Origin of the sequence: Acinetobacter sp. YH16031 (assembly GCF_013417335.1) — a bacterium.
Lineage (GTDB): Bacteria > Pseudomonadota > Gammaproteobacteria > Pseudomonadales > Moraxellaceae > Acinetobacter.
This window is the reverse complement of sequence record NZ_VPED01000002.1, coordinates 155,703-171,949: the sequence shown is the minus strand read 5'-3', so window position 1 is coordinate 171,949 and position 16,247 is coordinate 155,703. Positions and strand designations below refer to the sequence as shown.

General features: G+C 44.1%; 16 protein-coding genes and 1 pseudogene. 15 read left to right on the top strand and 2 right to left on the bottom strand.

Annotated elements, in window-relative coordinates:
- Window positions 1-128 precede the first annotated feature (128 nt).
- Window positions 129-1,767, bottom strand: a pseudogene (locus tag FTV31_RS01950) (arylsulfatase).
- A gap of 193 nt (window positions 1,768-1,960) precedes the next feature.
- Between FTV31_RS01950 and FTV31_RS01945 the strand changes: the two are divergent.
- The 10 genes from FTV31_RS01945 to pal all read left to right on the top strand — a co-directional run bounded on the left by FTV31_RS01945 (window position 1,961) and on the right by pal (window position 12,457).
- Window positions 1,961-3,301: a deoxyguanosinetriphosphate triphosphohydrolase gene (locus tag FTV31_RS01945; RefSeq protein WP_166138742.1), complete on the top strand. Its 1,341-nt coding sequence runs from the start codon at window positions 1,961-1,963 to the stop codon at window positions 3,299-3,301.
- 120 nt (window positions 3,302-3,421) lie between these two features.
- Window positions 3,422-4,024, top strand: a complete 603-nt coding sequence (gene ruvA, locus FTV31_RS01940) for a Holliday junction branch migration protein RuvA (RefSeq protein ID WP_168406939.1) — start codon at window positions 3,422-3,424, stop codon at window positions 4,022-4,024.
- Between the two features lie 235 nt (window positions 4,025-4,259).
- Complete coding sequence (ruvB, locus tag FTV31_RS01935; protein WP_180012804.1) at window positions 4,260-5,261, top strand: Holliday junction branch migration DNA helicase RuvB; 1,002 nt, start codon at window positions 4,260-4,262, stop codon at window positions 5,259-5,261.
- A gap of 524 nt (window positions 5,262-5,785) precedes the next feature.
- Complete coding sequence (locus FTV31_RS01930) at window positions 5,786-7,135, top strand: amidohydrolase (RefSeq protein WP_373686972.1); 1,350 nt, start codon at window positions 5,786-5,788, stop codon at window positions 7,133-7,135.
- Window positions 7,136-7,395: 260 nt separating this feature from the next.
- The gene (gene ybgC, locus FTV31_RS01925; protein ID WP_034170923.1) at window positions 7,396-7,803 is read left to right on the top strand and encodes a tol-pal system-associated acyl-CoA thioesterase; all 408 of its coding nucleotides are present in this window, start codon (window positions 7,396-7,398) and stop codon (window positions 7,801-7,803) included.
- A gap of 27 nt (window positions 7,804-7,830) precedes the next feature.
- Window positions 7,831-8,529: a protein TolQ gene (gene tolQ, locus FTV31_RS01920; RefSeq protein ID WP_179992679.1), complete on the top strand. Its 699-nt coding sequence runs from the start codon at window positions 7,831-7,833 to the stop codon at window positions 8,527-8,529.
- Window positions 8,529-8,978: a protein TolR gene (gene tolR / locus FTV31_RS01915; protein WP_159124030.1), complete on the top strand. Its 450-nt coding sequence runs from the start codon at window positions 8,529-8,531 to the stop codon at window positions 8,976-8,978. Before tolQ ends, tolR begins: the two co-directional genes overlap by 1 nt.
- 3 nt (window positions 8,979-8,981) lie before the next feature.
- Complete coding sequence (tolA, locus tag FTV31_RS01910) at window positions 8,982-10,343, top strand: cell envelope integrity protein TolA (RefSeq protein ID WP_180012803.1); 1,362 nt, start codon at window positions 8,982-8,984, stop codon at window positions 10,341-10,343.
- A 202-nt stretch (window positions 10,344-10,545) separates the two neighbouring features.
- Window positions 10,546-11,829 carry a Tol-Pal system beta propeller repeat protein TolB gene (gene tolB / locus FTV31_RS01905; RefSeq protein ID WP_180012808.1) on the top strand — a complete coding sequence of 428 codons (1,284 nt, stop codon included), beginning with the start codon at window positions 10,546-10,548 and terminating at the stop codon, window positions 11,827-11,829.
- Window positions 11,830-11,884: 55 nt separating this feature from the next.
- Entirely contained in the window at window positions 11,885-12,457 is a 573-nt protein-coding gene (pal, locus tag FTV31_RS01900; RefSeq protein ID WP_159124033.1) for a peptidoglycan-associated lipoprotein Pal, read from the top strand.
- A 90-nt stretch (window positions 12,458-12,547) separates the two neighbouring features.
- On the opposite strand, the gene FTV31_RS01895 is transcribed toward pal, so the two are convergent.
- Entirely contained in the window at window positions 12,548-12,733 is a 186-nt protein-coding gene (locus FTV31_RS01895; protein ID WP_004784609.1) for an NF038105 family protein, read from the bottom strand.
- A 183-nt stretch (window positions 12,734-12,916) separates the two neighbouring features.
- Between FTV31_RS01895 and FTV31_RS01890 the strand changes: the two genes are divergently transcribed.
- The 5 genes from FTV31_RS01890 (at window position 12,917) to FTV31_RS01870 (ending at window position 16,210) form a co-directional block, all read left to right on the top strand.
- Entirely contained in the window at window positions 12,917-13,891 is a 975-nt protein-coding gene (locus tag FTV31_RS01890; protein WP_180012802.1) for a class 1 fructose-bisphosphatase, read from the top strand.
- Window positions 13,892-13,940: 49 nt separating this feature from the next.
- Complete coding sequence (locus FTV31_RS01885) at window positions 13,941-14,717, top strand: RNA methyltransferase (protein ID WP_180012801.1); 777 nt, start codon at window positions 13,941-13,943, stop codon at window positions 14,715-14,717.
- A 167-nt stretch (window positions 14,718-14,884) separates the two neighbouring features.
- Window positions 14,885-15,499, top strand: coding sequence for an RNA polymerase sigma factor (locus tag FTV31_RS01880; RefSeq protein ID WP_180012800.1), 615 nt, complete (start codon window positions 14,885-14,887; stop codon window positions 15,497-15,499).
- Window positions 15,496-15,813, top strand: a complete 318-nt coding sequence (locus FTV31_RS01875; protein WP_004784617.1) for a hypothetical protein — start codon at window positions 15,496-15,498, stop codon at window positions 15,811-15,813. The genes FTV31_RS01880 and FTV31_RS01875 overlap by 4 nt, the downstream gene beginning before the upstream one ends.
- Complete coding sequence (locus tag FTV31_RS01870) at window positions 15,803-16,210, top strand: DUF3106 domain-containing protein (RefSeq protein WP_180012799.1); 408 nt, start codon at window positions 15,803-15,805, stop codon at window positions 16,208-16,210. The genes FTV31_RS01875 and FTV31_RS01870 overlap by 11 nt, the downstream gene beginning before the upstream one ends.
- Window positions 16,211-16,247 lie beyond the last annotated feature (37 nt).

The following is a 16,247-nucleotide window of genomic DNA, read 5'->3' as shown; positions in this document are numbered from 1 at the left end:
AAATTTAAGAAAAAAATCATCAATTACGCAGAATAATTCGGTACTATTGAACATCAGGACTAGAGTTGTGAGTTTGGTGTGGTAACTCAACTGATGGCTCTAGTCCTCTTATTTTTCAAGTCAATTTCTTATCCGCGATTCGGGTTATTTAATAAAATTCCCCCACCTTCAATTTCTACCACACCATTTTCTCGTACATAAACTTTCCAGTCTGCCAATAGCTCCTGTAATTTTTCTGGATAACGCTCTGCCAGATCTTCTGTTTTACCGCCATCTTCTGCCAGGTTATAGAGTTGCCACTTGTTTGGGCCATTCGGTGCGGGAATAAATAAAGCCTTCCAATCCCCTTTACGTAAGGCTTTTTGTCCAAACAGCTCCCAACCCGTGACATGGTCTTCAGCATGAATATGGGCCTGCTGTTGCTGCAAATACGGCAAAATGCTTTTACCCCGTAATGGCACCAGTTCACGACCTTTATATTGCTGTCCCGGATGCTGGATATTCAGTGTTTCCAGTAAAGTCGGCAGTAGATCCATCACCGTTAAAAATTCATGACTGATGCCATTTTGGCGTGCGAAGCCCTGATGCTTGATGAATGCAGGTGTACGAATTCCACCTTCACTTGTATGCGCTTTATAAAGTCGAGATGGCGCTGTGGCCGCCTGTGCCCAATGCTCACCGTACCAGACATAAGAATTACCTTTACCAATATTGTCCAGACGATTGTCATAATATTTGGCAATTACGGTCTCAATATCAGGACCAAAGACTGGTAATACTTCTAGTTGAGCGCCTTCTGCCCCATTATCCGAAAGAAAAATAATAATGGTATTGTCGTATTGATCAGTCTCTTTTAAATGCTTAATCACACGACCAACATTTTGATCTAAACGATCGACCATTGCTGCGTAGACTTCCATGGTACGCGCCGAGAACTGCTTTTCTTCATCCGTTAAGCTGTTCCAGAATTTAGTTTTCGCCAATACTGGATGAATCGTAGCATCTTCACCTACTAAACCGAGCTCTTTGATTTTGGCTAAACGCTTCTGACGTAATACTTCAGGACCTTCATCATATACGCCTTTGTATTTGGCAATACTTCCGGATGGGCTTGCAAAGGCCAGTGTGGTGCTGAAAATGGCAAATACGCAAAGAATGGGCGTTCTGCACGACTCTCATCATCTTGCAGATAATCCAGCAAGCGATCTGTAAAATAGTCTGAACTATAGAAGTCTTCCGGCAATGCAGTAATGTATTCATCATTTTCTGCATAGAGCCCCCGAGTTACTTTCAACAGGCCCGGAATTTCTTCTTCTGGAATATCGGGTTCAAACGCATAGTGATTGGCTGCACCCGGGAGCAAGGTAAATGACTTTTCAAAACCACGGCGTGCCGGAAAACGGTCTGGAGTTAAGCCCAGATGCCATTTTCCAGACATGATGGTGTAATAGCCTGCATCATGTAACAGTTCCGGTAGAGCCGCAACCTGATCATTTAAATACCCCTCATAACCCGGTTGGCCTTTCTGTTCAGGTCGTATGGTTTCGGCCATGGAACCCAATCCTGCCAGATGATGGTCTGTAGCATGGAACGGGTGGGTGAACAGGTCGATGCGGTATGAAAGTTAGTCAGGCGTAATCCTTCCAGGGCAATTGCATCTAAATGTGGTGTCTGGATCTCTCCACCAAATGCACCCAGATCAGAAAAGCCCAGATCATCAGCGACGATGAGTAAAATATTTGGTTGAGTAATTTGTGCTGTGGTCATATTTGGTCTACAAATTGATTTTATTATCGTGGTAATTTGCCTGAAATTGTTGGCTCAATCCTGTCACCAAATTGACAATCTTTCGCTGTATTTCAGCTAAGCTAATTCAAAATGACATTTCATGTCGCACTGCCCTAGTGCTTTACGCTCTTTTTTGGCATGATGCAGAAAGTAGAGAACTGAATAATGATAAATGACTCAAATGCGTTGGTTGGAACTGCTTTCGACAGTTCGGATTGGTAGTAAAAAGCAGAGTACAGAACTGGCCCGTAGCCCGTTCCACAAAGATTATGACCGTATTATTTTTTCCCAGAGCTTCCGGCAGCTCAACCGTAAAACCCAGGTGCATCCTTTAACCCAGCACGATGGTATTCATACGCGCCTGACGCATTCACTGGAAGTCTCCTGTATTGGCCGCTCGCTAGGGATGTTGGCCGCAGAGAAAATTAAAGACCAGCTTCCACCCTGGGTGTCTCCAGCGGATGTGGGCGCCATCATTCAAGCCGCTTGTCTGGCCCATGATATTGGCAACCCGCCTTTTGGCCATGCCGGTGAATATGCGATCCGCGAATGGTTTGATGATGTATCACATACTGACTTCTTAAAAGATTTAAGTCCTGAACAGGAAGCAGATGTACGTCAGTTTGAAGGCAATGCCCAAGGCCTGCGGCTTCTAACCAAGATTGACTATCATCCAAATGATGGCGGCATGCGCCTGACCTATGCCACTTTGGGTGCTTATTTAAAATATCCGTGGCTGTCAAAAACCATGGCATCGCAGGTAGATTTACCTGCCAGTAGCCGTGCCAAGTTTGGCTGCTATCAGGCAGAAAAAGAGATTTTAAAGCAGATCGCGGAAGAGCTTGGATTGATCCAGCTCGGCGAGTATCGATATTGTCGTCATCCACTGACTTACTTACTCGAAGCAGCTGATGATATTTGTTATGCCCTCATTGATCTAGAAGATGGCATCAGCTTGAACATGCTCAGCTATGCTGAAGTGGAACCGGTATTTTTAAATCTGCTCGGAGATTATGGCACGCCTTCCGAGATTGGTATGCCTGACACGACCTGGCAACAGAAAATTGCTGCCCTGCGTGGCCGTGTGATGAAACGTCTGGTGAATGAAGTGACGACTGCTTTTGCACGCCATCATGACCAGATTCTGTCTGGCCAGTTACAAGGCACTTTATTGCAATACTGTTCATCAGATATTGAAAGTGGTATTAATCGCGCCAAAGAACTGGCACGAGACAAGATTTTTGAACATCCACAAAAAGCAGGCTTAGAAATCATTGCCCATCAAAGTCTGCAAAATATTCTGGATGCCTTTATTCCGCTGACCACACCGCATAAAAACTTGAGCTTCAAAGAACAGCGTTTAATGTCGATTCTGCAACGTTCAGGGGCGAATTTTAAAGACAGCCATTATGACAATATCATGCAGGTGCTGGATATTATCTCGAAATTCTCGGATCATCAGGCTTATAACCTGTCGCAGGAATTGCAGGGTAATAAAGCTGGATTGTTATAAAATATCTGGCTGGATTAGATGCTTATTGCAGCAAAATCACCTGTTTTGCAGAAGGAGATTTTGCCTTTCCTGAAAATGCTGACTACTATGCTGCAAAACTGAATTGAGTAATGATAAAAGATGATTGGATGCCTGATTGGTGAAGTGCTGGCGCTTGAAGCACCAACTGTTTTATTAAATGTAAATGGTGTGGGTTATGAAATTGATACACCACTCACTACTTTTTGCCAGTTGCAAAAAGGCCAGAAAATTACCCTGTGGACGCATCTGGCTGTACGTGAAGATGCACAATTACTGTATGGTTTTTTAAATGCTCAAGAAAAAACCATTTTCCGCACTTTATTAAAAGTGAACGGCGTTGGCCCAAAAATGGCACTCGGCATTCTCTCAACTTTAAGTGTGGAGATGCTGATCCATACTGTTGAAAATGAAGATGTAAATACCTTGGTTAAAGTTCCAGGTGTCGGCAAGAAAACGGCTGAACGTTTGATGATTGAACTGCGCGACCGCTTTAAAGCCATGTCTGCGGGCACTGCTCCAAGCAATTCGACAGCTCCACAAATTCAGTTTATGGGCAATTCAGCCGTAGCTGAAGCTGAAGCAGCATTACAGTCTCTCGGTTATAAACCGGCTGAAGCGCAAAAACTGGTGAATGCAGCCAAAGGTGAGTTTACCGAAGCCAGTGACATCATCCGTGCTGCATTAAAGTCGATGAATAAATAAGTAATTTACCTATGAGCAAATTTTCAATCCAAAATTTGCTCGAGCTTTGGCGACATGGATGTCGCCGGTTGAGTTGAGGTACAGGAAGTACCTTCAACTCAACAAAAGATTTTTGTTACTTTTGATCTTTCAAAAGTAAGACAACGCCTACACAATGGCAGTTAAACACAAATCATTATTTGAGGCTGTTTCTGCAGCATCAAACAGCTTCAATAAAGAGATTAAGTTAATAGATATGCAAGACCGTCTCATCAGTGGTTCTGAAAAACCCGAAGATCATTTTGATCGTGCCATCCGCCCGGCTTCCCTCGATGACTATATCGGTCAGCCCGTGGTGCGTGAGCAAATGGAAATCTTTATTGGCGCTGCTCGTGGCCGTGCTGAAGCTCTCGATCATACTTTGATCTTTGGACCTCCAGGTCTGGGTAAAACAACGTTAGCAAATATTATTGCTCGTGAAATGGGTGGTAACCTGAAATCGACTTCTGGCCCAGTACTAGAACGTGCGGGTGATCTGGCGGCAATGCTGACTAATCTCGAAGAAGGCGATGTCCTGTTTATTGACGAGATTCACCGCCTGTCACCTGTGATTGAAGAAATCCTTTATCCCGCAATGGAAGACTACCAGCTGGATATCATGATTGGTGAAGGTCCTGCTGCCCGTTCGATTAAACTGGACTTACCACCATTTACCTTGGTTGCTGCAACCACACGTGCTGGTCTACTCACCTCTCCACTACGTGACCGTTTCGGGATCGTGCAGCGTCTGGAATTCTATTCGGTTGATGACCTCACTCATATTGTGAAACGTTCTGCGAGTCTGATGGATGTGCCAATGACCGAAGATGGCGCAAAAGAAATTGCACGTCGTTCACGTGGTACACCGCGTATTGCCAATCGTTTATTACGTCGTGTACGTGACTATGCTCAAGTCAAAGGCACAGGTGAAGTCACTCAGGAAATGGCTCAACGTGCATTAGATATGTTGAACGTGGATAAAGATGGCCTGGATACGCTTGACCGTCGTTACCTGTCGATGTTATTGGAACGCTTTGATGGCGGACCGGCGGGTGTAGAAGCTTTGGCAGCAGCAATGGCAGAAGATTCAGGTACTCTGGAAGATGTGATTGAGCCTTATCTGATTCAGCAAGGTTATGTGATGCGTACTGCGCGCGGTCGTATTGCGACCAATATGGCTTATTTACAGTTTGGCATGACGCCCCCTGAGCCAAAGTAAAGATAAAATTTTTTTGGCTTAGCCATTTTTTATCATAAAGAAAAAGAGCTAATTGACTACTGCAATCAATTAGCTCCAAAAGCACAAACTCAAAACTTTATTATTAAGTAGTTTATTTTGCTATATAATTATTGCCCTTTAAGTAAATACTTAGGCTATTTCTTTTAAAATTCTATCAATAATAATTATGAAATAACCAAAGCAACTTTAATGCCAAAATAGTATTTAACTTAGAGGAATAGTTGAAACTTAGATAATGAGAGATTTTTAAATCAGATATAAATTCCCTTCAACAATTCCCTATTATTTTGAATTTTTTAAATAAAATAGACTGTTAGATTTTTATAATTACATAATTTTACAATATCCACCTCTGTAAAATTCCCTTTATCAGCAAGTACTAAAAATGAATATACCAAAAAGGTATGAAACCCATACTCAGAGGGTTTTGGTCAAATGTAGTGCATTATGTAATGCTCAGGCATCACTTTAACTCTATTCAGATTTTTAAGGTTCTCCCTGATATGAACATGCATAAGACGCTTTCACTTTGTCTCCCTCTTTTATTCTGTAGTCAATTGGCTTTAGCAGATTGGGTAGACGATTCAGTTAAAGCAGCTGAAGCACATACCATCAAACTGCGCCAGCATATTCACCAGTATCCTGAACTGGGCAATATGGAATTCAAAACCTCAGAGTTAGTACAAAAAGAATTAAAGTCCTATGGTATTGAAGTACGTAAAGGTTATGCCAAAACAGGTGTAATCGGTGTGCTAAAAGGCTCAAAACCTGGCCCAGTCATGGCATTACGTGCAGATATGGATGCCTTGCCGATTCAGGAAACGGCAGCCATACCTTTTGCCAGTAAGCAGAAAGGCATTTATCAAGGTAAGGAAACTTATGTGATGCATGCCTGCGGTCATGATGCGCATACTGCAATGCTATTAGGCGCAGCCAAAGTGCTCGCTGCTAATAAAGATAAGATTGCCGGAACCGTGGTTTTTGTATTCCAGCCTGCTGAAGAAGGCGGTGCAGATATAGATAACTTTAGCCAAGGCGATCAGATCGGCTCACGTAAAATGCTGGCTGATGGCGCCCTCAAGAATCCTCAGCCTGAAGTCATTTTCGGGATGCATGTGATGGCGGGTATGCCAAGCGGCAATATTTTCTATAAAGATGGTGCGATTCTCAATAGTGCGGATCATTTACGTATTCAGGTAGATGGCCATCAAGTACACGGTTCAATGCCTTGGGCGGGTCGCGATCCTATCTATGCTTCTGCACAGATGATTAATAATTTACAAAGTCTGGTGAGCCGCAAAGCAGATCTAACCAAAGGCATGGGCGTGGTCAGTATTGGAAGTATTCAGGGTGGTACCACGGGAAATGTGATTCCTAATCAGGTGAATATGGTCGGTACGATTCGTTCTAATAGTGAAGATGTGCGTCAAGGTATTTTAAAAGACTTGCCGAAAATGCTGGAACATAATGCCGCAGCCAATGACGTCAAAGTCAAAGTAGAAATTGCACCCTATGCGCCTGTTACCACTAATGATAAAACCTTGACCGAATTGATGCGTCCGACTCTGGCTAAGGTAAATGGTGAAAATAAACTGCATCTGCTCGATAACAATGCTAGCGCCAGTGAAGACTTCGCTTATTATGGCAAGCTGATGCCCTCATTGTTTGTCTTCGTCGGTGCAACGCCAGCCGATCAGGACCCAGCCAAAGCAGCACCGAACCATAACCCGAATTTTATAGTCGATGATGCGACTTTAAAAACCGGCGTAGAAAGTCATGTCCGCTTTATTCTGGATTATCCAAAAGTGGCTGATCAGGTACAAGCGAGCTGGAAGCAAAATAACAAAAGCTGATTCTTAGTTCCTCAAGCATGAGTGACTGGTCTCATTCATGCTTTTACTTCGCCGTATTAATAAGCAATTGGCCGTTCCGTACTAGCTTAGCTCCTACTCCATCCAGATTTGACATCTTGTGCCATTGGTCTCAAAGCTCACAGTGCTAAACTTTGACGCGCTAAATTGCTTGACTTTTGGAATGAATAAGGCAAATTCTAAGCCTGCTCCAGCCTCTAAAAACAAGCAATAATTTCGTAAAATCTGCATGGAACAAAACTATGGCGAATCACTTTGAATTCAATATCCGCGTCTATATTGAAGATACTGATGCGGGTGGCATTGTCTACCACGCTAACCATATTCGCTATATGGAACGTACCCGTACTGAATGGCTACGTGCTTCCGGAGTGAGTCACTACTGGCACCAGTCCGACTATAACTTTGTTGTGCACAAAATCAATGTCAAATATATGCGTCCAATCCTCATGGATGACCTGATTACCGTGACTGCACGTGTCATTTCATGTAAAGCTTCATCATTTGTATTGCAACAAAATATTTATCGTGGTGAAATCATGCTTGCATCTGGTGAGGTCGAGTTGGCATGTATTAGTGCAGACATGAAACCACGTCGTCTTCCTGATGAAATCCGCGAACTGATTCATAAAGAATTGGAACAAGACTAAAAAAATTATTTGGCACACGTAACAGCTATGGCAACTCAGTTAGAATCATCTCTTCAAGTCTCAGATCTTATTTTACAAGCAAGCCCTGTCGTACAACTGGTGATGCTTTCTCTCCTGTTAGCCTCGTTGTACAGCTGGTACCTGATTGCCAAGTTAACCATGAGCTATAAAAAGGCTCAGGCTGACGATAATCATTTCCAGAAAATTTTCTGGTCAGGTGCCGAACTCAAGACGCTTTATAACAATGCCCAGCTCAATTCCAAACGTACTGGTCTGGAAGATATCTTCTATCAGGGTCTGGGCGAGTTCCTTAAACTTAAAAAACGCCATGCTCCAACTGCCCAGTCAATTGAAGGAACCGAACGTATCCTGCGTGTAGGTTTAAGTCGTGATCAGGGACATCTGGAACAAGGCTTGGGTGCGCTGGCCAGTATTGGTTCAGTTGCTCCTTATGTCGGTCTGTTTGGTACCGTCTGGGGCATCATGAATGCCTTTATTGGTCTGGCAGATGTCGATCAGGTTACTTTGGCCACTGTCGCACCTGGTATTGCAGAGGCCCTGATTGCAACGGCGATTGGTTTATTTGCTGCAATTCCTGCGGTTTTAGCCTTTAACCATTTCACATCTAAAGGTGAAGCACTGTACTCTGACCGTGCCCTGTTCGCTGAAGAAATGGTGGCTCTGCTGCAACGTCAATCTGTGGGCGCTACGCAGGACAATGACTAATGGCCATTCAACGTTCAGGACGCTTCGAGCGTATTAAAAAACCACTGAAAAGTGACATGAATGTAGTGCCTTACATCGATGTAATGCTGGTACTTCTGGTCATTTTCATGGTGACTGCCCCAATGATTACCAGTGGCATCAAGGTCGATTTGCCGCAGGCCAATGGCTTGCCAATTGAATCTAAAGATGCGCCTACTATTGTCACTTTAAAAGAAGATGGTACTTATTTTCTGGAATATAAAAATCAGACCACAGGTCCTGTCACCCTAGAGGCTTTGACGCAGACTTTGATAGAAGCGCAAAGCACTGCTGAAAGTGAAAACAAGGTCCTCAATGTCGTGATCAATGGTCATACCACTCGCCCTTATGGCGATGTGATGGCCTTGATGTCAAGCCTGCAAGATGCCGGTTTGTCCCAAGTGGGTTTACTGACCAAGCCATTAGAATAAAGTATGAAAAATTATCAGAAACCACCGTTTCAGAAGAAAGCAATTGCGATTGGGTTTACGCTAGGAATCCATGCAGTTGCTTTGGTGGGCCTGCTTTTTCTGGGCATGAGTAAGCCACCTGAACCGCCAAAACAGATTAAAACGGTCTTAATTAAACCTGAAGACCTCAAGCCGGTGACTCGTGAAGAAACCGAGTTTGAAGAAACTGCACATGAAAATATTGCAGAAGAAATCACCCAAACTGCTGAACCGAGTGTAGCGCCTGCGCCTGTAGTGCCAACAGCAGCTGCACCGACACCTCCGGCACCGCAGCCTACACCAGCACCCCCACAGATCGATATTCAAAAAGCTCAGCAAGAAGCAAAAGCAGCAGAGCTTGCTCAAGCCAAGGCTGCCCAACAAGCAGCCGAAGCTGCAAAACGTGCTGAAGCGGCCGAACAGGCAAAACAGGCTGCTGCCAAAGCCAAAGCAGAGGCTGCACAAAAATCTAAGGTTGAAGCTGAAGCAGCGCGTAAGGCCGAAGTAGAAGCACAGCGCAAAGCCGATGCTGCGCAAAAAGCCAAACTTGAAGCGCAGAAAAAGGCTGATTTAGCCGCCAAGCAAAAAGCCGAGGCTCAAGCCAAGGCAAAAGCGGATGCTGCGGCAAAAGCCAAGGCAGATACCGAAGCTAAACGTAAAGCGGATGCGGCTGCAAAGGCTAAAGCAGAGGCGGATGCTAAACATAAAGCTGACGCTGCTGCAAAAGCCAAAGCAGAGGCTGAAGCTAAGCGTAAAGCTGAAGCGGCAGCGAAGGCCAAAGCGGATGCAGATGCAGATGCCAAGCATAAAGCTGACGCTGCGGCGAAAGCTAAAGCAGATGCCGAAGCTAAACGTAAAGCTGATACGGCAGCGAAGGCCAAAGCGGATGCAGATGCCAAGCATAAAGCTGATGCTGCGGCGAAAGCTAAAGCAGATGCCGAAGCTAAACGTAAAGCTGACGCTGCGGCAAAGGCTAAAGCAGATGCAGATGCGAAAGCCAAGGCAGAAGCTGATGCCAAAGCCTCTGCAGCCAAACAGGCTGCTGAAGAAGCTGCACAGAAAAAAGCGGAATCTAAGCGAATTGCCTCTACTGCAAAACGTGATTTCGAAAATAAAATCAGACGTGCATGGGATACCCCTGTGGGCTCTTCAGGCCAGAAAGCGACTGCTCGGGTCACTTTGAGCGATAGTGGTTCTGTGGTTTCTGTGGTGGTGAGTGCCAGTGATCCAGATATGAAAGCCAGTGTAGAAGCGGCAGTACGTGCTGCTGCACCTTATCCAATGCCTTCAGATCCGGATGCACGCCGTGAAGCACGAAGTTTTACTTCAACCTTTACAGCTCATTAATAAGAAACAGCCATAATAAAGAAAAAGTGTTATGGCTGTTTTTTTGAGTTAAACTTCAATTGGAACAGATTAAATAATAATCACTCTCCATAGTGATATAACAGTTTGATGATAAATTCGTGGTCTATTTCGCATAAATCCATGCGATGATGTAGCCCAATCACTTATAAATAACTCCGTTGATTTGAGTAAATAACGAATGATGGAAAAGACACGCAAACACCTACTCTGCCTTGCAATCATGACCACTTTGGGTGCGGTCACTGCGACCCAGTCTCAGGCCCAACTGCATCTAGAAATTACCAAAGCTCCTGAAGCTGCCCCTAAAATTGCCATTGTGCCTTTTAGCCAGGATCAGAGTATTTATCCTGTGGTGGAAAATGACCTGAATCGTTCTGGAAAATTTGCCAGTGCCTCGAAGAATTTACCTGCTACAGCACAACTGAATTCGCCAAATGCTGAAGCATGGGCAGCTGCAGGCGTACCTTATGTGGTGACCGGTTCATCCAAGACCAATCCGGATGGTTCTTATAGCATCCAGTATCAACTCTATGATGTCGAAAAACGTCAATACTTACTGAATGAGTTGCTGACTGTTCCTGCTTCACGTACCCGTCAGGCAGCCCATATGATCAGTGATGCGATCTATCAGGCATTAACCGGTATTCCAGGAGATTTCACTGGCCGTATTGCTTATGTCTTGCGTAACCCGGCAACGCCTGAGCAGCGTTATACCTTACAGATTGCCGATACGGATGGTGAACAGCCAAAGACTATTTTGACTTCGCGTGATCCAATCCTGTCACCTGCCTGGACACCGGATGCGAAAAAAATTGCATATGTATCTTTTGAAACCAAACGTCCGGCCATCTATGTACAGGATTTGGCAACTGGTCAACGTGAAAAGCTGGCCAGCTTCCGTGGTTTAAACGGTGCGCCAAGCTTCTCTCCAGATGGCAAGAGCATGCTGTTCACTGCGTCTATGCACGGCAACCCGGAAATCTATCAGATGAATCTGGAAACACGCCAGTTAAAACGCATGACCAACGATAGCGCAATTGATACAGAAGCACGTTATGCGCCGGATGGAAAATCATTTATCTTTACTTCAGATCGTGGCGGCTCTCCGCAGATTTACCGCTATGATTTCAATAGTGAAAGTACCAAACGTCTGACTTTCCGTGGCGCATTTAATGCCCGTGCGACCTTAAGTGCAGATGGTAAGAAACTTGCATTGGTTCATCGTCCAAGTGGCAGTAACTATAAAGTGGCTGTACAGGATATTAGCTCAGGTGTGACCAATATCCTGACGCCAACCAGCCTGGATGAATCACCTAGCTTCTCGCCAAATGGTCAGATGGTGGTCTATGCCACTCGCGAAGGTAACCGTGGATTGTTATCTATCATGTCTCTTGATGGCCGGTTCCGCATGAATTTGCCAAGTGAAACAGGTGAAGTCCGCGAACCTGCTTGGGCACCAAAATAATAGTTCAATATTTATAAATGCTTTACCCCATAATCAACCTTCATGGAGATGAAGAATGAACAAAGTAAAATTATTTGCACTTCCTTTACTTGCAGCTGCAGTCGTAATGACTGGTTGTGCCAGCCGTAAACCAGCAGCTGAAGTCCAAACTGGCAACCTGGATACCAGTGGCACCACCACTGTAAACACTGAAGGTCTAAGTGAAGATGCAGCATTAAGCGCCCAAAATATGGCCGGTGCATCTGCTAAAGGTGTAACTGCAGAAAATAAGGCTTATTTAGCTAAACGTGTGGTTCACTTTGACTATGACAGCAGTGAACTGAGCAATGACGATATCCGTACTCTGCAAGCACATGCCCAGTTCCTGATGGCAAATGCCAATTCTCGTGTAGCTCTGACAGGCCATACAGATGAACGCGGTACACGTGAATACAACATGGCGCTTGGTGAACGTCGTGCCAAAGCAGTAGAAAGTTTCCTGATCACTTCTGGTGTAAATGCAGGCCAACTTGAAGCAGTGAGCTATGGTAAAGAAATGCCAGTTAATCCCGGCCATGATGAAAGTGCGTGGAAAGAAAACCGCCGTGTAGAAATCAACTACGAAGCTGTTCCACCACTACTAAAATAAGTGATCATTTAAATAATGCATCATTAATAAAAAAGCACTCAATTGAGTGCTTTTTTATTAGGAAGATATTTGAAAGATCAAAGAATAAAATTACTCTTTGCCTTCAACTTCTTCAGCAGTTTGCATGGATTCAATCATGTCATGTTTATTGAATTTTTTATATTCAGGTTTTGCTTCGTAATCCTTCCACGCTTCTTTCATCTTGTCTTCAGAAATTTCATCGAGATTAATCGCTTCGCTCGGCGTTGGAGTCGCATCAAACTTTAATGTTGTCATCTCTGTGCTCCTATGATCATTTTTTCCTTTGATTCAACATAGCACTTTCCACAGGAGTTGCAAGGGCAAAATCACAACAAATAATTCAGTTTAATTGTCCTTTTCGAACGTTCTCCTCTAAAATATAGCCGTATATCGTTTTGATCTTTTTTCCCCGATTATAAGTCTTGGAGTTTTTCCCTTATGTCATACCGCACCTTATCCCAATTTCTACAACAACAAAGCGGGAACCTCACACCTGAACTTGCACAAGTAATTGAAACAATTGGAAATACCTGCAAGCGTATTGACCAACTCCTGCAAAAAGGTGCTCTAGCGGGTGTATTAGGTAGTGCTCAGCATGAAAATGTTCAAGGCGAAGAGCAGAAGAAACTGGATGTGATTTCTAATGATTATCTGATTGATGCATTAAAAGTACATCCACATGTAGGCGGTTTAGCGTCTGAAGAACTGGATGAATTCACTTCAGCTCAGGAAAATGGTCAATATCTAGTATTGTTCGATCCACTTGATGGTTCAAGCAATATTGATATCAACATGTGTGTGGGTACCATCTTTTCAATTCTTCCTGCAAAAAATAGTGTAACGCAGGCAGAAGACTTCATGCAGGCTGGTGTCAATCAGGTTGCTGCTGGCTATGTGCTGTATGGCCCATCAACCATGATGGCACTTACTGTGGGTGCTGGTGTGGTATTCTTCACTTTCGATCCTGAAACTCAAGAGTTTCTGTTGACTTCTGAAACGATTCAGGTGGCTGCTGATACTAAAGAATATGCAATCAATGCATCGAACCAGCGTCACTGGGAAGCGCCTGTACAGCGTTATATCGATGAACTGCTGGCAGGTAAAACAGGTCCTCGTGCCAAAGATTTTAATATGCGCTGGGTCGCTTGTATGGTCGGCGATATTCACCGTATTCTGTGCCGTAGCGGGATCTTCATGTACCCATACGACTTGAAAGACCCAACTAAAGCAGGTCGTTTACGTTTAATGTATGAAGCCAATCCAATGAGTATACTGATGGAACAGGCTGGCGGTGCATCAACGACTGGTCGTGTCCGTATTCTTGAAATCGAACCTACAAATCTGCATCAACGTGTTCCTGTCATCATTGGCTCAAAAAATGAAGTTGAGCTTGTGACCAGCTACCATCACTAATTTTTAAACGGCAGTTGATCCTTGATTGACTGCCGTGGACTTTCTTCTTATGCCAACTATCTTCCTTGAATCCAAAGACAATCCTAAAATTAAACACTTACGCGGTTTAATTGAACAGAATTCTTATCGAAAAAAACAAGGACAAACTGTGCTTGAAGGCACGCACCTGTGTCTTGCATGGTTACATGAAAACAAGAAAATCAATTCAATCTTCACGACTGAACATGCTTTAGCGCATCCTGATTTCGACATTATTTTAAACAAATATACCGGTGTGGTTTTTGTCATTGGTGAATCGCTTTATAAGGACCTGAGTACCTTAGGCACTTCGATTGCCTGTATGGCGATTGTCGATATTCCAAGCTCAAGCCAGGCACTTGATTTTACGACTGACACCCTGATCCTTGAAAATGTGCAGGATCCCGGCAATGTTGGCACCCTGCTACGTTCAGCAGCAGCTGCCGGTATTGATCAGGTCATTTGTACCAAGGGTTCAGCATCTCTCTGGTCACCACGGGTATTACGTGCGGGTATGGGTGCACATTTTTCTTTGCACACTTTTGAGAATATCGCACTGGAAGACCTTTTACCGCAATTCAAGATTCCGGTATATGTCACCAGCTCACATCGTTCTAGCAGCCTGTATAGCAAGGACTTGCGTAAAGCCTGCGTCTGGATTCTGGGCAATGAAGGTCAAGGCGTATCTGACTATGCCTTGCAACATGCCGAAGCGGTGACTATTCCCCAACCAGGTGGGCAGGAATCCCTGAACGTTGCGATTGCAGGCTCTATCTGTTTCTTTGAGATGGTGCGTCAACGTATCTAATACGGTATTTAGGTTACATTGTTTTAATTCCAGTCAGTGTATTTATAAAATAGATTACACTACAAAAATAATAAGTTTTATTGTCAACCAAATCGTTATTCCCAACGTTATATGCACATGAACTTGGGAATAATGGTGGGTATCCAATGACAGGATTTTCCATCTCTATGGATTTATCACCGAAACCGTTGCAGTCACAAGATGCGAGTATTCTAAAGAGTACGGCTGAGTCTCGCCTGAAAAATTTCATGCAGGACGTGACTGGGCGTGCTTTGGTGATGATGGAAAGTGCGACTCAAGGACAACATGGGATCGCAATGGATCTGGTTCAGGAAGCTTTTATTTCTTTGCATAAATCTTATGCAGAAAAAAGCACTGAAGAGTGGTATCCCCTGTTCTATACGATTCTGAATAACAAATTACAGGATTGGCGTCGTAAAGAAGCACGTCGCAACCAGCCATTTTCCTTTTTCAAAAAAGTCAGCCTCGATGACGACGAAGTCGAATTTGACAATCTGGTAGATGAATCTACGCCCTCACCTTTAGAATTTCTGGATCAGGCAGTAACTGCTGAAGAAATTCAGGAGGCGATTGCCAAATTACCTGTGCGTCAGCAGCAAGCATTTATGCTCAGAGCCTGGGAAGGCTTTGATACTCAAACTACAGCGCAAATTATGAACTGTACAGAAGGCAGTGTGAAAACCCATTATCACCGTGCTATTCAAGGTCTACGTGCCTCTCTAGCACACTTAAATCCATATCTGGGAGGATCATCCGAATGAAGCAAGATGATTTCTTAAAGCAAGTAACTTCCAAACTTGATGGACTGGCACAGCACCACAAGGATAAACCGGTGGTGATGAATCATGTGCTGGAGCATATTCAGGACGCACAACATTCACGCTTTGCATTTCTAAAAATGTCTGGCTTTGCTTTGGCTGCTGCGATTGCTGGCGTGGTAGTGCTACCGAATATTGTCAGCCATAACGAACCTCAGACTCAAGCGGTATCTACACCCAAACTCTCTCCACAGATGCTTGAAGATCTGGAAATGTTAATGGTTTTAGGTGAGGACAAAGTTCCACATGGTAGCTAAAAGATTAGCAATTGCATTTTGTGCATTCAGCTTCCTGCAAACCAGCTTTGCGGGATTTGAACGTTTTTGGATTTTTTCCAAAGATGCCAATACGCAGGTCAACGAAACCTGGAATACACTTTCTGATTCCGAGCAACTGGCATTAATTAAACGTTATCAGTCCTTAAAAGAAATGCCTGAACAGCAACGTATTAATTTACAGCAACGCATGGATTGGTTCACCCAGCTTCCTGAAGCTGAAAAGCAGCGTATGCGTGAAACCTGGCAAATGATGAGCAGTCAGGAACGTAAGGAGTTAGGTGCACGGATGCAAAAAGCAACGCCTGAAGAGCGACTGGCGATCCGTGAAGAATATATCCAGAAATACCAGCAACTCACTCAACCTAAAACTCATTAATTGTAGTTAAAAAAAGCCTCCATCTGGAGGCTTTTTT